Source organism: Stappia sp. MMSF_3263, from assembly GCF_030733745.1.
In the GTDB taxonomy this organism is placed as follows: Bacteria; Pseudomonadota; Alphaproteobacteria; order Rhizobiales; family Stappiaceae; genus Stappia.
Window position 1 is genome coordinate 108056 of the sequence record NZ_JASHIK010000012.1, and the last position, 22515, is coordinate 130570.

18 protein-coding genes are annotated in these 22515 nt (G+C 66.7%); 13 read left to right on the forward strand and 5 right to left on the reverse strand.

The annotated features are described in order from the left end of the window. Window positions 1-192: 192 nt before the first annotated feature. Together RBB46_RS14435 and RBB46_RS14440 are read right to left on the reverse strand one after the other, a co-directional pair. Window positions 193-1704, reverse strand: coding sequence for an ABC transporter substrate-binding protein (locus tag RBB46_RS14435; RefSeq protein WP_306029713.1), 1512 nt, complete (start codon window positions 1702-1704; stop codon window positions 193-195). Window positions 1705-1740: 36 nt separating this feature from the next. Continuing rightward, window positions 1741-3012 carry an acetylornithine deacetylase/succinyl-diaminopimelate desuccinylase family protein gene (locus RBB46_RS14440; protein WP_306029714.1) on the reverse strand — a complete coding sequence of 424 codons (1272 nt, stop codon included), beginning with the start codon at window positions 3010-3012 and terminating at the stop codon, window positions 1741-1743. A 135-nt stretch (window positions 3013-3147) separates the two neighbouring features. Here RBB46_RS14440 and RBB46_RS14445 point away from each other — a divergent pair, with 135 nt between their 5' ends. Continuing rightward, window positions 3148-4134 carry a DUF6030 family protein gene (locus tag RBB46_RS14445; RefSeq protein ID WP_306029715.1) on the forward strand — a complete coding sequence of 329 codons (987 nt, stop codon included), beginning with the start codon at window positions 3148-3150 and terminating at the stop codon, window positions 4132-4134. On the opposite strand, the gene RBB46_RS14450 is transcribed toward RBB46_RS14445, so the two are convergent. Then, the gene (locus RBB46_RS14450) at window positions 4112-5038 is read right to left on the reverse strand and encodes a pirin family protein (RefSeq protein WP_306029716.1); all 927 of its coding nucleotides are present in this window, start codon (window positions 5036-5038) and stop codon (window positions 4112-4114) included. The two genes, RBB46_RS14445 and RBB46_RS14450, sit on opposite strands and share 23 nt — an antisense overlap. A gap of 237 nt (window positions 5039-5275) precedes the next feature. On the opposite strand from RBB46_RS14450, the gene RBB46_RS14455 reads away from it, so the two are divergent. Together RBB46_RS14455 and RBB46_RS14460 are read left to right on the forward strand one after the other, a co-directional pair. Continuing rightward, window positions 5276-6826, forward strand: a complete 1551-nt coding sequence (locus tag RBB46_RS14455; protein WP_306029717.1) for an alkaline phosphatase family protein — start codon at window positions 5276-5278, stop codon at window positions 6824-6826. 109 nt (window positions 6827-6935) lie between these two features. After that, window positions 6936-7196 carry a hypothetical protein gene (locus tag RBB46_RS14460; RefSeq protein ID WP_306029718.1) on the forward strand — a complete coding sequence of 87 codons (261 nt, stop codon included), beginning with the start codon at window positions 6936-6938 and terminating at the stop codon, window positions 7194-7196. A gap of 607 nt (window positions 7197-7803) precedes the next feature. Here RBB46_RS14460 and RBB46_RS14465 read toward each other — a convergent pair. Next, window positions 7804-8838 carry a LysR family transcriptional regulator gene (locus RBB46_RS14465; protein WP_306029719.1) on the reverse strand — a complete coding sequence of 345 codons (1035 nt, stop codon included), beginning with the start codon at window positions 8836-8838 and terminating at the stop codon, window positions 7804-7806. 172 nt (window positions 8839-9010) lie between these two features. On the opposite strand from RBB46_RS14465, the gene RBB46_RS14470 reads away from it, so the two are divergent. The 4 genes from RBB46_RS14470 to RBB46_RS14485 all read left to right on the forward strand — a co-directional run bounded on the left by RBB46_RS14470 (window position 9011) and on the right by RBB46_RS14485 (window position 14157). Continuing rightward, window positions 9011-9469: a (2Fe-2S)-binding protein gene (locus RBB46_RS14470; protein ID WP_306029720.1), complete on the forward strand. Its 459-nt coding sequence runs from the start codon at window positions 9011-9013 to the stop codon at window positions 9467-9469. 4 nt (window positions 9470-9473) lie between these two features. Then, window positions 9474-11693, forward strand: a complete 2220-nt coding sequence (locus RBB46_RS14475) for a xanthine dehydrogenase family protein molybdopterin-binding subunit (RefSeq protein ID WP_306029721.1) — start codon at window positions 9474-9476, stop codon at window positions 11691-11693. A 357-nt stretch (window positions 11694-12050) separates the two neighbouring features. Then, a complete protein-coding gene (locus tag RBB46_RS14480) occupies window positions 12051-12698 on the forward strand; it encodes a hypothetical protein (RefSeq protein WP_306029722.1) in 648 nt (215 codons plus the stop codon). Continuing rightward, window positions 12688-14157, forward strand: coding sequence for a DUF4422 domain-containing protein (locus tag RBB46_RS14485; protein ID WP_306029723.1), 1470 nt, complete (start codon window positions 12688-12690; stop codon window positions 14155-14157). Before RBB46_RS14480 ends, RBB46_RS14485 begins: the two co-directional genes overlap by 11 nt. Window positions 14158-14228: 71 nt before the next feature. Here the strand turns inward: RBB46_RS14485 and RBB46_RS14490 are convergent, their stop codons facing one another. After that, window positions 14229-14636: a hypothetical protein gene (locus tag RBB46_RS14490; protein WP_306029724.1), complete on the reverse strand. Its 408-nt coding sequence runs from the start codon at window positions 14634-14636 to the stop codon at window positions 14229-14231. 284 nt (window positions 14637-14920) lie between these two features. Here RBB46_RS14490 and RBB46_RS14495 point away from each other — a divergent pair, with 284 nt between their 5' ends. From RBB46_RS14495 to RBB46_RS14520, 6 genes are all read left to right on the forward strand, one after another. Further along, complete coding sequence (locus tag RBB46_RS14495) at window positions 14921-16069, forward strand: iron-containing alcohol dehydrogenase (RefSeq protein ID WP_306029725.1); 1149 nt, start codon at window positions 14921-14923, stop codon at window positions 16067-16069. 101 nt (window positions 16070-16170) lie between these two features. Next, window positions 16171-17118 carry a LysR substrate-binding domain-containing protein gene (locus RBB46_RS14500; RefSeq protein WP_306029726.1) on the forward strand — a complete coding sequence of 316 codons (948 nt, stop codon included), beginning with the start codon at window positions 16171-16173 and terminating at the stop codon, window positions 17116-17118. A 123-nt stretch (window positions 17119-17241) separates the two neighbouring features. Further along, window positions 17242-18501 (forward strand): sarcosine oxidase subunit beta family protein, encoded by a 1260-nt coding sequence (locus RBB46_RS14505; protein WP_306029727.1) that lies wholly within the window; start codon window positions 17242-17244, stop codon window positions 18499-18501. Between the two features lie 15 nt (window positions 18502-18516). Next, window positions 18517-18810: a sarcosine oxidase subunit delta gene (locus RBB46_RS14510; protein WP_306029728.1), complete on the forward strand. Its 294-nt coding sequence runs from the start codon at window positions 18517-18519 to the stop codon at window positions 18808-18810. Further along, window positions 18807-21791: a sarcosine oxidase subunit alpha family protein gene (locus RBB46_RS14515; RefSeq protein WP_306029729.1), complete on the forward strand. Its 2985-nt coding sequence runs from the start codon at window positions 18807-18809 to the stop codon at window positions 21789-21791. The genes RBB46_RS14510 and RBB46_RS14515 overlap by 4 nt, the downstream gene beginning before the upstream one ends. After that, window positions 21784-22491, forward strand: coding sequence for a sarcosine oxidase subunit gamma (locus tag RBB46_RS14520; RefSeq protein WP_306029730.1), 708 nt, complete (start codon window positions 21784-21786; stop codon window positions 22489-22491). The genes RBB46_RS14515 and RBB46_RS14520 overlap by 8 nt, the downstream gene beginning before the upstream one ends. Window positions 22492-22515: the final 24 nt, after the last annotated feature.

A 22515-nucleotide genomic window follows, 5' to 3' on the forward strand; every position in this document is an offset into this window, starting at 1 on the left:
AGTATCGGTCAGCCTCTTCTGCGCTTGGCACGGCGGACGCGTCGATTGGACCCCGGCGCGGTGGCCGGGGTGACATCCGAGTGCGTTTCGGCGCGTCATTCCGACCTTCCCCTTGCGGAAGTGCCAACAAGGAAGGGCGGAGAACGATCATCCCCGCCCTTCGATTGTCGAACATGATGGTGCGAGGGCGTCCTACTCCCAGTAGACCCCGGTCAGGTCGTTCGCCTGGATCGGCGCGTTGACCCACATGCCCTTCAGGCCGGACGCCCACACACCCGCCTTGGCGAGCTGGAACAGGTACACGTTGACCGCGTCCTCCGTGATGATGCGCTGCGCCTGGCCAAGCAACTCGTAGCGCGCCTCCTGGTCGGCGGTGGTGTCGAGCCTGGCCATCACCTCGTCGAAGGCGGTGCTGTCATACTGGAAATAGTAGTCCTTGCGGCCATAGATGTTGATGTCCATCGGCTCGGTATGGGAGACGATGGTGAAGTCGAAATCCTTGCCCTTGAAGACTTCCGAGAGCCATTGCGCCCATTCAAGCGGCACGATCACCAGCTCGACGCCGATCTTCTTCAGGTCCGAGGCGATCAGTTCCCCGCCGCGCCGTGCATAGGTCGGCGGCGGCAGCTTGATCGTCGCCTTGAAGCCGTCCGGGTAGCCGGCCTCGGCGAGCAGTGCCTTGGCCTTGTCGAGGTCGAGCGGATAGGTGCCGGTCAGGTCCACATAGGCCGGGTGATGCGGGGCGAAATGGGTGCCGATCGGCGTGCCGTTGCCGAACATGGCCCCGTCGATGACCGCCTGCCGGTCGACGGCATGCGAGATCGCCTGGCGCACGCGCTTGTCGGCGAGCGGGCCCTTCTTGTTGTTCATGGCGAGGATCGTCTCGCCCTCGGTCGAGCCGACCGCCACCGTGAAGCGCGGATCCGTCTCGATCATCGGCAGGTTCTCGGTCGCCTGGAAGTTCGGGAAGGCGTCGATGTCTCCGGCCATCAGCGCGGCGAGTTCGGCCGCCGGATCGCCGATGATCTTGAAGGTCGCCTTGTCGAGAGTCGCCGGCTCGCCCCAGTATTCGGGGTTCTTGGCAAGCTCGATGCGGTCGCCCTGCACCCACTGGACGAACTTGAAGGGGCCGGTGCCGATCGGCTTCGACGTGTTGGAAACGGCCGTCTCCTCGGCCACCATCGCCGCATCGCCCCAGCCCAGGTTGAACAGGAAGGCGCCGTTCGGCTTTGTCAGCGTCACCTTCAAGGTCGTGGGATCGACGGCCTCGATCGTGTCGATGCCGGCGAAAAGCTGCTTCTGCGCGTTGGTGCTGAACTCGCCGCGGGCGCGGTCGAGGGCGAATTTCGCATCCGCAGAATCGAACTCCGTGCCGTCATGGAAGGTGACGCCGGATCGCAAGCGGAACGTGTAGGTGAGCCCGTCTTCGGAAACGTCCCAGCTCTCCGCCAGCCAGGGGCCGACCTCGCCGTTCCGGTCGATCCGCGTCAGCCCTTCGAAGATGTTGGCATAGGTGATCTCGTCGATCGCCGCGGCGGCCCCGCCGGTCGGATCGAGATGCGGCGGCTCCAGCCGGACGCCGATATTGACGTCGGTGCGCACGAGCTGTGCCTGTGCGGGCGTCGTCAGGGTGAGGGTTGCCCCCGCGAGCACCGCCGCCAGGGCGGTGCCCAGCACCATGCGCCGGTCGAAACGTTCGTTCATGCCATTGCCTCCATTTGGCAGCGTCTGCGCCGCAGCCTAACGCGTCCCGTTGAGCAGCGCCATTGTCGCCTGTGCCATGACCTTGGCGCTGTCGACCATGTCGTCGATGCCGACGAATTCGTCCGGCCGGTGCGCCATGTCGAGGATGCCGGGACCGTAGGCGATGCAGTCGTGCAGGTGGCCGATGCGGGCGATGTGCTTCTGGTCGTAGCTGCCCGGCGAGATGACGTAGTCCGGGCTTTTCGCCAGCACGTCGCGAATTCCGTCGGCAACGGCCCGAACCACCGGCGCGTCCCGGTCGGTCATCGTCGGGATGACCTCCATCAGGTCGCGGATGCGGTAGTCGAAATTCGGCCGCGTGCTGGCAAGGTGGTCGAGGATCGACATCACCTCCTCCTTGACCTCGGCAAGGTCCTCCTCGATCAGGTAGCGCCGGTCGATGATCATGCGGCAGCTGTCGGGCACGCAAGGGGAGGGCAACCCGTCGAAGCCTTCCGGCTGGCCGCCATGCACGGAGTTGATGTTCAGTGTCGAGGAACGCGCGCCTTCCGGCACGACGGGCATGTCCGTGTGCTTGGCGGCAAGCTTGGGGTAGAGCTCGCTCTCGAACCGGTCGAGCACGGCGCCCATGTGCCGCACGGCACAGTCGCCCAGGAACGGCATCGAGCCATGCGCGATGGAGCCCTTGGTCTCGATCTCCGCCCACCACACGCCGCGATGGCCGAGACAGATGCGGTCCTTGTTCAGCGGTTCGGGAATGATCACGTGGTCGACGCGCGGCTTGGAGAAGAGCCCGAGGCTCGCCAGGTAGGCAACGCCGCCGAAACCGCCGGACTCCTCGTCCACCGTGCCGGAAATCTCGATCGCGCCGGGAAAGTCCGGAAACGCCTCGAGGAGGGCCTCCACCGCGACGATGGAGGCGGCAAGCCCGCCTTTCATGTCGCAGGCGCCGCGCCCGTAGACCTTGCCGTCCTTCACCTCGCCGCCAAAGGGATCGACCGTCCAGCCCTGCCCCGCCTCGACAACGTCGATATGCGAGTTGAAATGGACGCAAGGTCCGGGACGCTTGCCCTCGATGCGGGCCACCACATTGGTGCGCGGGTAGCGGGCGCTGTCGCCCGGCGTGTCCTCGCCGCGCAGATAGCGCACATGGAAGCCGCGCCGCGCCAGCCTGTTGCCGATGAGTTCGGCGCAAGGCGTATACGCCTCGCCCGGTGGATTGACCGTGGGGATGCGGATCAGGTCCCGAGTGAGCTCGACGACATCTGCCCGCTTGTCCTCGACGCGCCGAAAAAGCGCCTCCAGCATGTGGCCTCCCGTGATAGGACTGACCGGAGAACCGGCCTTGGGCGGTCATCGTGCCCCAGCCGTGGTCCGGTTTCCAGCGCATAAGAGACGGATTTTGGTGAGTTTTCGGGCACTCGCCAGGCTCCGGGAGCAGTGATGGCGAAAGACGCTGCGTCACCAGGGCGCAAGAATGTCGGACCGCGCCCGGGCGCGCCCGGGCCTGTTACGGCGTCCGGTCCCGGGGCCTTGGCGCTTGCCGCGCTCAACCGCCGCCGCGCACGCCGCCGGCTGGCGATTCTGGCCGGCGCGGGGCTCGCCGTTGGTGTCGCCGCGGCGCTTGCCTGGATGGTCTCCGCCCCCTTGCCGCCGCCTGCCGAACCCGCTCCGCTCCCGGCCGCGTTGCCGTCGGACCCGCTCGCCGGCCTTGGAGAGGACGCCTTGAACCGGCTTCTGGTGGCGCGTCTCGACCGGCCGGCCGCCTTCAAGCGTGTCTTCGGCGGGCATCCGCGCGATCTGTGCGCGGCGATCGACCGGCTCGGCATTCCGATGGCCGAGTGGAAGCCAGATCCCTTCGTTGCCGGCTTCTGGTACTGCGCCAGCGATCTCGTCACCATCGGGCGGACCGCCGAGGACGGTCGCCGCTCCTCGCTTTTCGTCAACCTGCGCGGACAGGGCGAGGAGACGCTGAACACCGTCAGGATCAAGCTGAACGGCGACAATCCGGCAAGCGCGCCCGCCGCCCGCGCCGCGCTCCTGCGTGTCCTCGACGCCGTTGGCGAGCGCTACGGCTGGCCGTGGCCCGGCGAGGTCCGCACCGCGATCGAGGACAACATGCCGGCGGAGGTCGTCCAGTACGGCATGATCTCGCGGGTCGTCCCGGAAGATCCGCGGCTGACGGGAGACACACCCGATATCGTCCGGCTCAACGTGATCATCGACTTTCCGGTCGTCGACCTGGTCGCCCCGGCCGAGCTTTTCGCGCCCTTCGCATGGGAGGAGGAGGCACCGTCCGCGCGCCGCCGCAACCGGCCGGCCGGGGGCGACACATTGCGCGCCCCGGCCTCCGGCGACATCATCTACAGCACGCCCGACGAGACCCCCGAGACACCCGACCGGTGGCTCAGCGCTCCGGCAGCGGAATGAAATCCTCCGCGTCGCCCGGCACCGTGTCGAAGCGCATCCGCTTCCAGTCGTCCTTGGCCTGTTCGATCCGCTCCTTCGAGGAGGAAACGAAGTTCCACCAGATGTGGCGCGGCCCGTCCATCGGCTCGCCGCCGAGCACGAGGAAGCGCGCCGGAACCTGGCCCACCGCCTTGACGGTGATGTTGTCGCCCGGCTTGAACACCAGCAACTGGCCCTCCTCGAAGCGCTCGCCGGCGATTTCCACCGTGCCGCCGACCGTGTAGAGGGCGCGCTCCTCGTGGCTGGCGTCGACCGGCATCGCGCGGCCCGGCTCCAGCGACACATCCGCGTAGATCGTCTCGGACGCCGTTTCCACCGGCGAGCGGGCGCCGAACATCTCCCCGGCGATCACCCGCACGTTGATGCCGTGATCCTCCAGGAAGGGCAGCGCCTCGCGGCCGACATGCTCGAAGGCGGGAGCATTTTCCTCCGCATGTTTCGGCAGCGCCACCCAGCTCTGGATGCCGAACAGCTTGCGCTTGTGGCCCTTCACCTCGGGGTCCTCGCGCTCGGAATGGACGATGCCGCGTCCGGCGGTCATCCAGTTGAGTTCGCCCGGGCGGATCGCAAGGTCGGAGCCGAGGCTGTCGCGGTGGTGGATCTCGCCCTCGAACAGGTAAGTGACGGTGGCCAGCCCGATATGCGGGTGCGGGCGCACGTCGATGCCGCCGTCATGCAGGAACTCGGCCGGTCCCATCTGGTCGAAAAAGATGAAGGGCCCCACCATCTGCCGCTTGGCCGAGGGCAGGGCGCGGCGCACCTCGAAGCCGCCGAGATCGCGCGCGCGCGGCACGATCACCATGTCGATGAGGTCGCAGGCCCCGGCATCGCCGGGGGCAGGGTCGAGATCGGGCATCCAGGTCATCGCGGGTCTCCCTCTCGGCCCTTCGCGGGCCGTCTTGCGGACCGGCTCGGCATCCGTGCCGGGCTTGCGTCTCGCGTCTGTCATCCGCTACCAACATAATGCGCCGTCGGGAGGCTTCCAGCAAACCCCCGGTCGACGCACTGTTTCCCGATTGTCTACAATCCGGCGAGCGCTCTTGTGATTGTTCGTCCGGTTGCCGCCTGTTTCCCTTCCGCCTTCCGACAGGTTTCGCCCGCCATGCTCAACGTGCTTCTCATCACCGCCGACCAGTGGCGCGGCGACTGCCTCGGCCTTGCCGGCCACCCGCTCGTCAAGACGCCGAACATCGACGCTCTGGCACGCGAGGCGGTGTATTTCTCCCGCCACTACTGCCAGGCGGCGCCCTGCGCGCCGGCCCGCGCCTGCCTCTATACCGGCCTCTACCAGATGACCAACCGGGTGGTGCGCAACGGCACGCCGCTCGATGCCCGCCACGACACGATCGCGCTCGCCGCCCGCCGCGCCGGCTATGACCCGACCCTGTTCGGCTACACCGACCAGGCGGTCGACCCGCGCACCGTCTCGGGCGACGATCCCTGGCTGCGCACCTATGAGGGCATCCTGCCGGGCATGAGCGTGCGGGTGCGCGTGCCCGAGGATCACGGGCCGTGGCTCTCATGGCTCGCCGCGCGCGGCCATGACCTGCCCGATCCGCCGCGCGACATGTGGCTTCCTTCCGAAGGCCCGGCCGATCCGCCGTCCTGCAAGCCCGCCCGCTACGGGGCGGAGGAGACCGAGACCGCCTTCCTCGTCGAGGAGTTCCTGCGCTGGCTCGGCGAGGTAGAGACCGCCCCGCCGGCGCGCGCCAAGGCCGGCGGCCGGCCTTGGTTCGCGCATCTGAGCTTCATTCGCCCGCACCCGCCCTTCATCGTGCCGGAGCCCTACGCCTCCATGTACGACCCGGCCGAGGGGCCGGGCTTCCTCGGCGCCGCCTCGCCGGAAGAGGCGGCCAGCCTGCATCCCTTCCTCGATTATGCGGTCGACGCCCAGGACAAGGCGGACTTCGTCTGGGGGGCGAAGGGCAAGGTGCGCGACTGGGACGAGGCGACCCGCCGCCGCATCCGCGCCACCTATTGGGGCATGGTGTCGGAGGTCGACGCCCAGATCGGCCGCCTCATTGAGGGGCTGAAGGCGCGCGGCCAGTGGGAGAACACGCTGATCGTGCTCACCGCCGACCACGGCGAGATGATGGGCGACCACCAGCTCTTCTCCAAGCTCGGTTTCTACGATCAGGCCTATCACATCCCGCTGATCGTCCGCGATCCGCGCAAGCGGCAGGCGCACGGGCGCAAGGTCGAGGCCTTCACCGAATCCGTCGACGTCATGCCCACCGTGCTCGGCGCCATCGGGACGGAGGCCCCCGGCTGGCTCGACGGGGCGGCGCTGACCCCCTTCCTCGACGGCGAGACGCCGGCCGACTGGCGCGACGCCGCCCATTGGGAGTTCGATTTCCGCGAGGTCGCGACGAAGGAGGCGCAGGACCGGCTCGGCCTGCCGCTCGATGCCTGCTCGATGAGCGTCATCCGCGATGCGGACGTGAAATACGTCCATTTCGCCGGCCTGCCACCGCTGCTCTTCGACCTCGCCGCCGATCCGCACGAGACCCGCAACGTCGCCGACGACCCGGCCTATGCCTCGCTGCGCCTGCACTATGCGGAAAAGATGCTGGCCTGGCGCGCCCGCCATCTCGACCGGCGGCTGACCGGCATCGAACTCACCGAGGACGGCCCCGTCGACGCACGGGCGTAGCGTTGACGGGATGTCCCGGGATGCTTCAGTGTAAGGCGTTTACAAGCGGCCACAGTGCCGGCTTGCGCCAGACGCCGAGGGGTCGGGCGCCGGGAGATATTGCGCGGTCATGGTGGATATACTGACAACGGTTTTCGAGATTTTTGTTTTTCTGTCGAAGATCGCCGTAATTCTGGTTGCACCGGTTGTCTTCACTGTTGATAGCTTCCGGCGCTTCAAGGCTCACTATGGAAAGCGCACGTTTTTCCAATTCTACACGCGCCACGCGCGGTCCGAAACGGAAACGGAAGATCCCACCGGCTTGTTTTTGGCAAAGGGGGCAGCCATGTTGGTTTGGATGGGGTTTTTTATAATAGTGAGTAATATTTGATGATTATGGCAATATTCGTTCCCGTCTTTCTGTTTCTTCTTTTTCTTCCCTTTTTGGCTTGGTGGGGGGTTTCTTTTCTTGCTGCTGTATTCTTTTATTTCGTATATATGTTCAGTAGATTTTTTGCGTCAAGAGTAGAAAATAAGTACATAAGTACTGCGATATTTTTGACGATTTTCACGCTTTTGCCGTTGGCGTTTTCATACTGTCAGGCAAAAAAATTCAGATTAACTATGGGGTCTTCAGGGAATTATGCTTTTTTTGAGGGGGTCATGACGTTGCATGCCGCCATGGAGTTGGCTGCATCCTTTTTTGTTGTCGGGGTATTGGTTTTCCTTGCATCGGAGTTTGTTTTGTTTCTTTCGAGAAAAAGGTGAAAAACGCCAGTCCAAGCACAGCGTTCACCAGATTCTGTCGCCCCGGAAAAGATACGCACAACTCGGGCTCATCTCCTGACCAGAGCTGTGTCCGGGTCGGATTCCCCCTGTTTTCCCTTGGGCCCTGCAAGGGTGTTTATCATCCGGTGCTTGATCCTCGTTGCGGTTCCGGCACGATACGTCGCCGTGCACGGCGGACCCGCCTGCCCCCCCGCCATCCACCGGTCCCCTCACTCTCCGGCGGGGACGGGTGCGCGCCGCTTCTGCGCCGGGGCTTGCGGCGTCGGTTCCGGCAGTGGCTCCGGCGCGCCATCGCCCATCATCGCCCGGCACATCGGCCAATGCACGGTGTCGCCCAGTTCCGTCACCTCGCGCACCACGTCGCTCACCGTCTCGCGCAGCCAGCGATGGGCGGGTTCCGCGTCGTCGCGCCCGTGCCAGATCAGCGAGACGGTGAAATCCGGCACCTCGACCGGCGGGTCGAAGATTTCCAGGTCGAGCATCTGCGCCTTGGCGAGCGCGATGCGCGCCGGCAGGCAGGCGACGAGGTCGGCCTTGGCCACCGCATAGGGCGCCATGATGAATTGCGGCAATGTCAGGAACACCCGGCGGGTCAGGCCCAGGTTGGCCAGTTCCCGGTCGACCACGCCTTCCGGTCCGCTGCGCGGGGTGACCAGGACGTGCTCGGCGGCCACGAAACCCTCGAGGCTCGGCCCGGCGGGGCCGAAACGGCCGCGTTTCGCGACCCCCACGATGCGGTCGGAGTAAAGCGGCAGCGCCCGGTGGCGCGCTTCCAGTTCGCCGGCCACCCCGATCGCCATGTCGATCTCGCCGTCGTCGAGCATCGGCGTCATGCCGGCGGCGCGGGAGTTCTTGATATGCAGGTCGAGCTTCGGCGCCGCCTGGCGGAAGCGGCCGATCAGCGCCTCCAGCAGCACCGCCATGGAATTGTCGGTCATCGCGATGCGCATTTCGCGATCGAGATTGGCCGGGTCGAAGGCAAGCGCCGGGGCGAGTGTCTCCTCGATCCGGCGCAGCGCCTCGGAAACGGGCATCGCCAGCGACTGGGCCCGCGCCGTCGGCTCCATGCCTCTCCCTGAGCGCACGAAAAGCTCGTCGTCGAACAGCGCTCTCAGCCGCGACAAGGCGTTGGACATGGCCGGTTGCGACAGGCCGATGCGGCGCGCGGCGCGTGTGACGTTGCGCTCGCTCATCAACGCGTCGAGCGCCACCAGCAGGTTCAGGTCGATGGACGATATATTCATCGGATCAATTTTCCCGGATATCCAAAATCAATTGGACGATTGTCGGAGCCTGCCCCACCTAAGGCCTTGTGGCAATCTTTCAAGACCGCCCGCGTCTTGCCCGCTGCGGAAGACGCGGCGTCCTGACGGGTCGCCACGCAAGGTTTTGACCCCGTTTTTTCAGGAGGGACGGATGGTTCGTCTGAACATCAATGGCGAGGACCGCGAGATCGATGTCGATCCCGATACCCCGCTGCTCTGGGTCCTGCGGGACGAATTGCAGATGACCGGCACGAAGTTCGGTTGCGGCATCGCCGCCTGCGGTGCGTGCACCGTGCATCTCGACGGCACGCCGGTGCGCTCCTGCCAGACCATGGCGAGCGATGCCGAAGGCATGTCGATCGTCACCATCGAGGGCGTCGATGGCAAGGCGGCAAAGGCCGTGCAGGCCGCCTGGCGCGATCTCGACGTGCCGCAATGCGGCTACTGCCAGTCCGGCCAGATCCTCGCGGCCACCGCGCTTCTTGCCGAGACGCCGAAGCCGAGCGACGAGGACATCGACATGGCGATGAGCGGCAATGTCTGTCGCTGCGCCACCTACACCCGTATTCGCGCCGCGATCCATCGCGCCGCAGAAACGATGGAGGGCTGAGCGCATGCTTCACATGATGCAGAGACTTCAACAGCAGGCGATCCGTCCGACGCGGCGGTCCTTCCTGAAAATGTCGGCGGTTGCCGCCGGCGGGCTCGTCATCGGTTCGCACTTGCCGTTCTCTCCCGCCCGGGCCGCTGCCGGGGCGGGCGACGACATGTTCACCCCCTTCGTGCGCATCTCCACCGACGGCATCGTCACGGTGCTCAACAAGCATCTCGACATGGGGCAGGGCAACGCCACCGGCCTTGCAACGCTTGTTGCCGAGGAGCTGGACGCGGCGCACGGGCAGATGCGGGCGGAGTTCGCGCCCGCCGATGTCGAGCGGTACAAGAACCTCGCCTTCGGCATGCAGGGAACCGGCGGCTCCACCGCGATCGCCAATTCCTTCGAGCAGTACCGCAAGGCCGGGGCCACGGCGCGGGCCATGCTGGTCGCGGCGGCGGCCGAGGCCTGGGGCGTGCCGGTCGCTGAAATCACCGTCTCCGGTGGCCGGATCTCGCACGCATCTGGCAAGTCCGCCGGCTTCGGCGAGTTCGCGGAAGCGGCGGCGAAGCTCGAGGTGCCGGCCGAGGTAACGCTGAAGTCGCCGGACCGGTGGGTCTATATCGGCAAGTCCTTCCCGCGCCTCGACGTGCCCAACAAGACGGTCGGCGCGCCGCGCACCTACGGCATGGACGTCCAGCGCGACAACATGCTGGTTGCGGTGCTGACCCGTCCGCTCGCCTTCGGCGCGAAGGTGAAGTCCTTCGAGGCCTCCGCGGCGAAGGCGGTGAAGGGCGTCGTCGACGTCATCGAGGTGCCGGGTCACGGCGTCGCCGTGCTCGCCACCTCCACATGGCCGGCGATCAAGGCGCGCGACCTCCTCGAAATCGAGTGGGACGAGACCGGCGCGGAGACCCGCTCCTCCGACGCGCTCTATGCCGAATACCGGGAGATGGCCGAGGCCGACGGTCCGGTCTTCCGCGACGACGGCGATGTCGCCGCCGCGCTCGAAGGGGCTGCCACGGTGGTGGAGGAGACTTTCCAGTTCCCCTACCTTGCCCATGGCATGATGGAGCCGATGGTCCTCACCATCCATGTGGAAGGGGACAGGGCGACGCTCTGGTACCCGTCCCAGTTCCAGACTGTCGACCAGGGCACGGCCGCGGCCGTTCTCGGCATCCCGCAGGAAAATGTCACCATCGAGACACTCTATGGCGGCGGCTCCTTCGGCCGGCGCACCTCGCCCGATGCCCGCCATATCGTCGAGCTGGCGACCATTGCCAGGCTCTGGGGCAAGTCGCAGCCGATCAAGCTCGTCTACACCCGCGAGGACGACACCCGCGCCGGCTACTACCGGCCGATGGGCGTCCACAAGGTGCGCGCCGGGCTCGATGCCGACGGCAATCTCGTCGGCTGGCATCACCGCATCGTCCAGCAGTCGCTGATGACCGGCACGCTGTTCGAGCAGTACATGGTCCATGACGGCATCGACGAGACCTCGGTCGAGGGCGTCAAGGATGCGAGCTACGCCATCCCTGCCTTCAAGGGAGAGCTGCACTCGCCGAAAGTCGGTGTGCCGGTGCTGTGGTGGCGTTCGGTCGGCCACACCCAGACCGGCTATGTGGTCGAGGCGATGATCGACAAGGCGGCCCGCGCCGCCAGCGCCGATCCGCTCGCCTTCCGCCGCAGGCATCTGGAGAAGCCATCGGGCGATGCAGCGCGCGACAAGGACAATGTCCGCAAGCTCGGCGTCCTGAACAAGGTGGCGGAGATGGCCGGCTGGTCGGGTCCGGTGAATGGCGACCGCTTCCGCGGCATCGCCGTGCACAAGTCGTTCAACACCTATGTGGCGGAAGTCGCCGAGGTCAGCCGCCGCGACGACGGCACCTTCAAGGTCGAGAACGTCTGGTGTGCGGTCGATTGCGGCATCGCGGTCAACCCGGACAACGTCAAGGCGCAGATGGAAGGGGGCATCGGCTACGGCCTTGCGGCCGTCCTGTTCAGCGAGATCACGCTGACGGACGGTCACGTCGACCAGCTGAACTTCGACACCTACCGGCCGCTGCGCATCGACGAGATGCCGCGTGTCGAGGTCGAGGTCCTGGCTTCGGCCGAGGCGCCGTCCGGTGCCGGCGAGCCCGGTACCCCGCCCGTCGGCCCGGCGGTGGCGAACGCCATCCTCGCCGCCACCGGCGAGGTTCCGGCAACGCTGCCGCTGACCAATCACGGCCTCGCCTGACGAAAACGAAAACGAACCCGGCCCGCTCCCCTTTCGGAGTGGGCCGGGCGTCTTGTGCCGGAAAAAAATCGCGCCGGTGCCCCGGTGCGGTCTTTTGCTTTGCGCCCGTGCATGGAGAGAACTACGCAGGATCTCCTCTCCAAGGGTGTTACCATCCTTGGCGGTCCTGTTGAAACTGCAACACGGCCTCGCCTGTCGGTAGCCTTTGGCAGCTGAATCGGCTTTTATCCCGAACGTGCATTGCGTTTTCCCGGGAAAGGCGAGAGCTCGGATATGCCGGAAGGCCTGAATGTCATCCTGCCGGCCGCGGGTGCCGGTACCCGCCTCGGACTGCCTTATCCCAAGGAACTGCACCGGGTGGAGGAAGGGGGCAGCCTCATCGACTATTCCCTTCGCCACATATGGCAGGCGGGTGAGGCGATCGGCAGTGTTACGCTCACCATCGTGCCGGGCAAGGAGATGGTCGCCGACTATGTCCGTTCCGTTCTTCCGGGAGTTGATGTCCGGACATGCCAGTTCAATCCCGCATACAGTGAGTGGCCGGGCAGCATTCTCTCCTCGGAACAGCTGTTCGCGGGCCGGAATGTCGTCCTTCTGCCGGATTCGGTGATAGTGATGCGCTCTGGCGAAGTCTTGTTCGAACGCTACCGCGAGGCTTTTGAAGCCGGCGAGGAGGTGGTTTTTGCCTACAAGGCCGTTGGACCAGCCGATCCGATCACATCGCTTGGAGCATTGAGGGTCGAGGGGGCATGTGTCACTGATTTCTGCGACAAACCGGATGCGGGTATCGCTTCGGACTTCAACGCGTTCTGGGCCAGCTTTGGCTTCACCGGGCCGGTCGGTCCAGGGCTGCTGGCGATGATGATGCGCTCGGTCGCAAGGGAGCGTGTCGATATCGCCGCCCTCGACGCGCGGGTCGGCGCCTTTCCTGTCGCCGACTATCTCGATCTCGGCACTTGGCCTTCCATTCGGCGGTTCCTGAAGGGACGCGCCGATGCGGACTAAGATATTCATCGCCGACCATCAGGGACGAGGCCGGCTCGCGTCCGAATTGTTTCAGCCGGTGCACATCGGTGCCGCGCTGTATCGGAGCGGAAGTGAGGCGGCAGAACGTGATGACGGATATGCCGGATCGCTTTCGGCACTGGAATCCTACGCCGACCTGCGTTGCCTGAATCACGTTCGTCGCGTGTATTCCGATGATCTGGACATAATCGGAATCCAGCAATACCGACGTGTTTTTCATTTTCCCCCGCATGCGGGAGTGCTGCCGGACGGCGTGCTGGAGGAGGTGCATCGCACCACTCGGCTGCAGCCTTCCTATGAACTGCATGTCTCGCCTCCTGAGTTCGAGATCTGCCTTGATCGACTACGGGAGATGACGTCATCGGACATTGAACGTCTGCTTGACGGTTGCTGCATGGTGGTCAACCGACTGCAGAGCTTGGGTGAGGAAACGCTCGAGAGCCAGTACCTGCGGACGATCTCGGCGATCTATCCCGGCGACATGCGTTATCTCGACGCCTGGTGGGACCTTAAGGAGGTTTTGCGCGAGATGCTGCCAGGGGCGGATGTCGACCTGCTTTGCGATGAACCGACAGGCTATTTCAACAATGTGATGATTGCCCGCCGAGACGAGTTCAACGCCTACTGCGATTTCCTGTTCGCGGCGTTGGCGCGGCTTGATCGCTGGGCAGGCGTCTATCGCCTTTTCGGGTATCTGGGCGAGCGTATCTTCACCCTCTACCTCAAGCATCAACTCGCCATGCGGCCTGACTTCCACTTGCGTGAGTTGCCGGTTCTGGTCGAGACGGAGCACTCTCATCTTGCTCGCTTGCGGGTGCTGCCGTCTCGCCACGGTGCCACCTACGGTCTTGATGGTGCATCTGTGACACTGCACCCGTTGAACGAAGCCGGCCGGGTGCGTCTGAGTTCGGGACGGACACATGCGGTCGTCGATGTCCGGGCCGATACACCCGATCTACCGGCATTGTCGGTGTCCTTCCAGGGGCCGGAACCGGCGCGTGTCTGTTTTCGTCTTTGGTCCACCTGCCCGGGAAAGGATGTTGATGTCGATATCCGGTCTCATGCAGGGCAGCATGCCGTCCGGGTTCTGCCAGGTGCCGGGTATCACGATTTCGCCCTTTGCGCGGCTTCCACGGCGCGGTTTGATATCCGCTTTCGTTTGAGCAGGGCGGGCTCGCCGGAGGAAAGACACACACAGGTGGATATGCAGGTTGTCGGCCTCGACAGGCTGAACATCGTTCCGCAATCCGACCTGCCGCCCGGGCTGCGGGTCGCCACGCTTGCCTCCTTCGATGAGCCGGCATACCTCGCCGCCAACCCGGACTTGGCTGGAGTGTTGGCCACCGATACGACCTTCGACCCTCATCTGCATTTTCGCCAGCACGGCTTTATCGAGGGCCGCGTCCAGTCGGCGCCAGGCCAGCCGTCAGGTTCATGAAGCTCTGATCGGCTCGACCAGCTTTACCGGGAGGCATGTCCGAATGAGGCTTGTCTGCCGCGGGGGGGATCTCAGCCCGGTATCTCGACCCGGATGAACGTTATCTGGCCGCCGCGCGCGAAGATCGACACGTAGACGAGCGCGTCCTGCCGCTCGATGATCCTGGCCTCGTCCGCCGAGACCACGATCAGCGATTCCATCGCCTGCCGGTGTCCCGGGTTGCCGAACCATCGGTCGTTTTCGTCCCCGGCGTGACGGATCCCGAACCGGTGGAAGTTTGCCCGGTCCTGTCTGACGATGGCTGCTGCGCTGGCAAGTCTTGTTCCTCTGGAATTGACCCTGTCCTCGGGACCCAGATAGGCCATGTAGCCGCCAATCATCCTGTCCTGTGCCCCTGCGGTCGCCGGCAACAGCAGGACGCCTGCCACAAATGCGGCAGCCGCGGTTCGGAACTCCGCTTTTCCAAAGAACATGCTCATTCAAACCCCTCGCGTTGGAAGCATTCGCTCCCGGTCTTGTGAAGAATGACCCAAAGTGCCGGAATCATACCGAAATCCGCTCGACGCCGCGAGACGGACAGTGCCGGCCGGTCCCGAGCCTGCCATGTCAGTGCGCCTCGCCAGCGGTTCGTCTCCCGACTTAATCTCATCGGCCGATGGCTTTTTTGCATTTCCGCAAGCACCCGTCCCCGACCTAGCATTGCGGCGGGCGTCCGCCCGCGCCAGCCGGCTGTCGGGCGGAACAGGGCGCTCGCGGAGGGGGAATGCTGTCTTTCACCACCAACCAGGTGCCGCGCATCGTCTCCGGGCCCGGCCGCAGCGCTGAGCTCGGCGCCATCGTCGCGGGCCTTGCCGGGGAGGGGGCCTGCGTCCTGCTCGTCGCCGACAACGGCCTTGGCGCGCTCGGCCTCACCTCCCATGTCGCCGAGGCGCTGAAATCCGGCGGTCACCGCGTCATCACCCATGACGCGATCCTCAGCGATCCGAAGGAGCCCTGCATCGTCGCGGCGGTCGAGGAGGCGCGCACCGAGGGCGTCGAGGCGGTTGTGTGCCTGGGTGGCGGCTCGGCTCTCGACGCCGGCAAGCTGATCGCCGCGATGATCGGGGCTAAGGGGCGTCTTGAGGACTATCGCCTTGCGGCCAACGCGCTTCCCGTTGCCCGGGTGCCGCTCGTCTGCGTGCCGACCACGGCCGGCACCGGCTCGGAGGCGACCGCCGTCTCGGTCATCTCGGATGCCGCCGGCACAAAATACTGGTACTGGGCGCCGGCGCTGAAGCCCGACGTGGCCCTGCTCGACGCGCGGTTGACCACCGGCCTGCCGCCGCAGCTGACCGCCGCCTGCGGGGTCGATGCCATTGTTCACGCCATGGAGGCGGCGACCGGGCGCTCGGCCTTTGCCGAGAATTCCCGCGTCTGCCACGAGGCGATCCGCCTTGCCACCTCCCATATCGACCGCGCCGTCGCCGAGCCGGATGACCTGGAGGCGCGCGGGGCCATGCTGCTTGCCGCGACCTGGGCCGGCGTTGGCATCGACAATGCCGGTACGGGCATGGCCCACAACATCGCCCATGCGCTGGCGAGCCTGGTGCCGATCCATCACGGCCGCGCTGTTGCAATCGGCATGTCCGCCTCTCTCGGCTGGTCCATGGAGGGTCATGAAAAGGACTGGAGCGAGGTCGCCCGTGCCTTCGGCTGTGCCCATTACGGCGAATTGCCGATGGCCTTTTCCGGGCTGGTTCGTCGCCTCGGCATCCGTCTGTCGCTCGCCGCCGATACCAACCGCATCCCGCCGGAGCGCCTCGCCGCCCAGATGGCGGCGGCGCAGAACGCGCCGATGCGCGCGGCCAGCCGCCGCGAGGTCACCGACGAGGATCTGCTGCTGCTCGCCGAGCGAACGCTCGGCTTCTCCTGAAATCGGCCCCGATGGCACCCGACGCCCCTTTCCAGCCGCCTCCCGCCGACGTAGCCTTGCAGCCTTGGACAAGGGACCGCGAGCGCGGCCGGGACGGGCGCATGACCACCAATCCGATCGACCGGCGACGTCTGCCGCTGAACTCCCTGCGTGCCTTCGAGGCGGCGGCGCGGCAGATGAGCTTCACCCGCGCGGCCGAGAGCCTTGGCGTCACCCAGAGCGCCGTCAGTCGCCACGTCCTCAACCTGGAGGAGGTCGTCGGCGCACAGCTGTTCGAGCGCCGCGGCTCGTCGCTGGCGCTTACCCATGCCGGCCAGGACCTGATCGGCAATGTCACCCCGGCGCTCGACCGGCTCCAGGCCGGGCTCAACGCCATCTGCGAGATCGACCGCGGCGGCACGCTGCGCCTTGCCCTGCCGCCGTCCTTTGCCATTCGCATGGCCACCCCGATCATCGAGACTTGCCGGGCCGAGGGCGGCGTCGCCATCGAGATCGACACGCCCTATGTGCTGGAAAGCCTCGACAGCACCGCCCATGACGCGGCGGTCGTCTTCTCCCGCCCGCGCGTCACCGACCAGGTGATGGACCTGCTGTGGATGGAGGAACTGACGCTCTTGTGCCGTCCCGACATGGCCGCGCGTCTGCGCGAGGAGGGGATCGCGGCGGCGCTTTCCCGCGAGACGGTCATCCATATCCGCAACGAGGCGGGCCGCCACACCGCCTGGGCCGAACTGCTGCGCGCCGCCGGCATCGCAGCCACCCTGCCGCAGGGCATCGTCTTCGACACCGCCCACATGGCGCTCGATTTCGCCGCGCGCGAGGGCGGTCTCGTTGTCGCCGACCGCCGGCTTGCAGCGCGCGACATCGCCGAAGGCCGGCTTGCCGCCCCCTTCGACATCTCGGCCGCCTCGGGCTTCGGCTATTTCATGCTCTTCCGCCCGGACGACCTGCAGCGCGAGGCGGTGCAGATCTTCCGCCGCCGCATGCTGACGGAGTTTGCGCCCTCGCTGGAGCCGGCGAGGGTGGCGGCGCAGTCGGGCGTTGCGTGAGACGGCGGACGAGGTCGCATCCGCGACAGCGCCGCGCCGCTTTTCCCCGCTTGGGGGCGGCAGGCGCGCGGGATAGGCTTTGCGGCGCCGGTTCGGCGAAAATTCGGTTGGGGTATCAGCACCGTGCAGAAATATTCGGCCCTTTCGCTCCTGAAGAACGCGTTCAGCGGCCATCGCCACTGGCAGCCGGCCTGGCGCAAGGCGGAGCCGAAGCCGGCCTATGACGCCATCATCGTCGGCGGCGGCGGCCATGGCCTGTCGACCGCCTACTACCTGGCGAAGGAGCATGGCCTTACCAACATCGTTGTGCTGGAAAAGGGCTGGCTCGGTTCCGGCAATATCGGCCGCAACACCACCATCGTGCGCTCCAACTACATGCTGCCCGACAACAACCGCTTCTACGAATGGTCGATGAAGCTGTGGGAGGGCCTGTCGCTCGACCTCAACTACAACGTCATGTTCTCCCAGCGCGGCGTGCTCAATCTGGCCCACACCCCCGCCCAGCTCGACGACTATGCCCGTCGCGGCAATTCGATGCGCCTGGAGGGGATCGACGCCGAACTGCTCGGCCCGTCCGAGATCGCCGCGCTCGTGCCCGGGCTCGATCTTTCCGGCAGCGCCCGTTTTCCTGTCGTCGGCGGGCTCTTGCAGCCGCGTGCCGGCACCGCCCGCCATGACGCGGTCGCCTGGGGCTATGCGCGCGCGGCCGACGCGCGCGGCGTCGACATCGTCGAGAACTGCGAGGTCACCGGCTTCCTGCGCGAGGGAGAGCGCATCGTCGGCGTGACGACCACGCGCGGCGAGATCCGCGCCCCCAAGGTGGGCGTCGCCGTCGCCGGCAGCACATCGCAGGTGCTGGCGCTCGCCGGCGTCTCCCGCCTGCCGATCGAAAGTCACGTGCTGCAGGCCTTCGTCTCCGAGCCGGTCAAGCCCATCCTCGACGGCGTCGTCACCTTCGGCGCCGGCCATCTCTACATCTCCCAGTCGGACAAGGGCGGTCTCGTCTTCGGCGGCGACATCGACAAGTACAATTCCTACGCGCAGCGCGGAAACCTGCCGGTGGTCGAGCATGTCATGTCCGAGGTGACCGCCATGCTGCCCTTCGTCTCGCGGCTGCGGCTGCTCAGGAACTGGGGCGGCATCATGGACATGAGCATGGACGGCAGTCCGATCATCGCGCCCGGCCCGCTGCCCGGCCTCTATCTCAATGCCGGCTGGTGCTACGGCGGCTTCAAGGCGACGCCCGCCTCGGGCTGGTGCTTCGCCTGGACGATGGCGAAGGACGAGCCGCATCCGCTCAACGCCCCTTTCACGCTGGACCGCTTCCGCAACGGCGCCTCGATCGACGAGCGCGGCGCCGGTCCCTATCCCAAGATGCACTGACGAGGACGCCCGCCCATGCGCATCGATTGTCCCTGCTGCGGACCGCGCGGCGTCGCCGAGTTCTCCTATGGCGGCGACGGGACCCTTCGCCGGCCGGATCTTGCGACCCGCGAGGCTGAGCCTTTCTCCGCCTATGTCTATGACCGCGAAAACCCGCGCGGGCCCCATGTCGAGCTCTGGCACCACATTGCCGGCTGCCGCCACTGGCTGCGCGTCACCCGCAACACGCTCACCCACGAGATCCTGGGCGTCGAGATGGCCGGCCGTTTCGCCGGTGATGCAGCCCGTATCGAGGGGCAGGGCGCATGAGCGGCTACCGGCTTCCCCGTGGCGGCGCTCATGTCGAGCGCGACCGCCCTTTTTCCTTCCGCTTCGATGGCGAGCAGATGCATGGCCTTGCCGGCGATACGCTCGCTTCGGCGCTGCTTGCCTCCGGGCGCGTTCTGGTCGGCCGTTCCTTCAAGTATCACCGGCCGCGCGGTGTCATGAGCGCCGGGCCGGAGGAGGCGAACGCGCTGGTCGAGATGCGCGCCGGCGCCCGCCACGAACCCAACACCCGCGCCACCATGGCCGAGCTCTACGAGGGGCTGGAAGCGGCGAGCCAGAACCGCTGGCCCTCGCTCGCCTTCGACATGATGGCAGTCAACGACCGGCTGTCGCCGCTGTTTTCGGCCGGCTTCTACTACAAGACCTTCATGGGCACCGGCCAGGCGACTTGGCATTTCTGCGAGCGCTTCATCCGCAAGGCGGCCGGGCTCGGGCGCGGCACCCATCTCGCCGATCCCGACCGCTACGAGAAGCGCAACGCCTTTTGTGACGTGCTCGTCGTCGGCGCGGGGCCTGCCGGGTTGATGGCAGCGCGTGCCGCCGCCGCCTCCGGCCTCAGGGTCGTCCTTGCCGACGAGAACGCCCGCCCCGGTGGGCGGCTGCACGAGGACGGCGCGAGCCTTGACGGGCGCACCGCCGCCGACTGGATCGCGCATGAACTGCACGAACTGGAACGGCACGGCGTCCGCATCATGCCGCGCACCACGGTCTACGGCTATTTCGACGGCAACGTGCTGGGCGCGGTCGAGCGGGTCGCCGATCACAAGCCTTTGCCGGAACCCCACGAACCGCGCCAGCGCCACTGGACGATCCATGCCCGCCGCGTGGTGCTGGCCACCGGCGCCATCGAGCGCCCGCTGGTCTTTTCCGGCAATGACGCGCCGGGCGTCATGCTCGCCTCCGCCGGCCTTGCCCATGCGCAGCGCCATGGCGTTGCCGTCGGGCGCTCGGTCGTCGTTTTCGCCAACAATGACGGCGGCGCGCGCACCGCCCTTGCGCTCGATCGGCTCGGGGTCTCGATCAAGGCCGTCGTGGACATCCGGCGCGAGATCCCGACAGCGCTTGCGGCCGAGCTCGGCGCGCGCGGCATCCGGCTTGAGACCGGTGCCGTTGTCGCCGCGACGCGGGGGCGCAAGGCGCTTTCCGGTGTCGATATTCGCGGTTTCGATCCGGCCTCCGGTGCGCTTGGCGCCAACATCATGCAGCCCTCATGCGATGCGCTGCTGGTCGCCGGCGGCTGGACCCCAAGCGTCCACCTTGCCAGCCAGGCGGGAAGCGCGCCGGTCTATGACGAGCAGCTGCAATCCTTCGTGCCGGGCAGTCCGCGCGAGGCCTGGACCGCTTGCGGCGCTGCTGCCGGCATGCTCGACCTTGCCGCCTGTCTGAAAGGTGGCCGCGATGCCGGCCTCGCTGCGGCTGCCGCTTGCGGTGCGGGCGAGGGGAGCCTGCCGCCGTTGCCGGTGCTGGAGGGCGCGGCCGGGGCCGAACACCCGTTCCCCGTCTTCGACGTGCCGGCGACGGGCGGTGCCAAGCGCTTCGTCGACTTCCAGCACGACGTCACCGCCGACGATATCGAACTGTCGAACCGCGAGGGCTTCCGCTCCGTCGAGCACCTGAAGCGCTACACGACGCTCGGCATGGCCGCCGACCAGGGCAAGACCTCGAATGTCAACGCCATCGCGCTGATGGCGCGGGCGCGGGGCCTGAGCGCGCCGCAGGTTGGAACGACCCGCTTCCGGATGCCCTATACGGCGGTCGCCATCGGCGCGCTTGCCGGGCGCGAGACCGGCCATCATTTCGCGCCGACGCGCCGCACGCCGATGCATGACTGGCATCTTGCCCATGGCGCGGAAATGATGCCGGCCGGCATCTGGATGCGCCCGCGCGCCTATTTCCGGGATGGAGAGACCTTGCGCGATGCCTATGTCCGCGAGGCGACCATGGTGCGCGAGGGTGTCGGCCTTGTCGATGTGTCGACGCTGGGCAAGATCGACGTGCAGGGCCCGGACGCGGCCGAATTCCTCAACCGCCTCTATGCCAACGGCTTCGCCAAACTTCCCGTCGGCAAGGCGCGCTACGGCGTGATGCTGCGCGAGGACGGCATCATGTTCGACGACGGCACCGCCTGGCGGCTTGCCGAACACCGTTTTCTCGTCACCACGACGACGGCCAATGCCGGGCCGGTGCTTGCCCATATGGAGCACTACCTCGAGGTCGTCTGGCCGGAACTGCGCGTCCATGTAACATCCGTCACCGACCGGTTCGCGGCCATGGCGATTGCCGGCCACGCCGCGCGCAAGGTGCTGCAGGCGGCCCTTGCCGAGGGCGACGTCTCCAACGAGGCCTGTCCGCATATGGGCATCGCGCAAGGGCGCATCGGCACGCACCGGGTGATGATCGCGCGGCTTTCGTTCTCTGGCGAGCTTGCATACGAGGTTTTTTGCGACTGGCCGGCCGGCCTTGCCGTGTGGGAGGCGTTGCTGGAAGCCGGCCTGCCGGAGCGAATCGCGCCCTACGGGCTGGAGGCGCTCGGCACGCTGCGCATCGAGAAGGGGCACATTACGGGCGCGGAAATGGACGGCCGCACCACCCTTGCCGATGTCGGGCTTGGCGGCATGGCGTCGCAGCGCAAACCCTATATCGGCTCGGCGATGACCTCGCGTCCCGCTTTCGTCGATCCGGCCCGCCCCGTCATGGTCGGATTGGTGTCAACGGACGGCGCCCCCATCCGCGCCGGCAGCCACTTGACCGCGCGCGGTGGAGGGGCGAGTCTGGGGCATGTCACCGCCGTGACCTGGTCGCCGGCCCTAAAGGCCCATATCGCGCTTGCCTTCCTCTCCGGCGGGCGCGGGCGCCACGGCGAAGCGCTCGAGGCGGCCTTTCCGCTCAAGGACGAGCGTGTGGCGGTGACGGTCACTGATCCTTGCTTCTACGACCCCGACGGGAGCCGAATGCATGTCTGACGTCGAGAATGGCGCGCCCAACGCGCCGCAAGACGCCGATACCACCGCCGCACCGCAAGCGGAAGCGCCGTCCGGCGCGGCCGCGCAGACCGACAAGGGCACGCCTGCGGCGCGTCCCGTGGTCGGGCGGCTCGTGCCGGGCGAAACCGCCGGCGCCGCCGAACCCGCAATCCTGCTGCGCGAGTTGCAGATCGCCGCCGTGCTCGAGGTCGGCGCATGGCCGAACCGGCTGGAGCCGGTCGCCAACCGCCTATCCGAGCTTGCCGGCACGATCCTGCCGGGGCGTCCGGGTCGCTTCAGCGAGAGCGATACGGCACTGGTTGGTTGGGTCGCTTTCGGCCGCTTCATCTATGTCGCCGCCTCGTCCGAGGAGACGGCCCGCGTCGACGAGGCGCTCGACACCGACGATGCTGCGGTGGTCGATCTCGGCCCGGCCCGCCGCGCGCTGCATGTTGGTGGCTCCGAGGCGGCAGCTCTCCTCAACAAGGCCGTGGCGATCGACTTCGACCCGCGTGCCTTCCCTCCCGGCTCGCTCGCCCAGGCCGTCATCCACCAGATCCCGGTCATCATCCTGCGTCGCAACGAGGACGGCTTCGACCTGCTGGTGCCGACCAGTCTCGCCGATGCGCTGATCGAATGGCTGACCGATGCGGCGCTTGAATTCGGCTATCGCGTCGCCGAACCGGTCGCGATGATGTGAGGGTGGGGCAACGCCCCGCCCCGC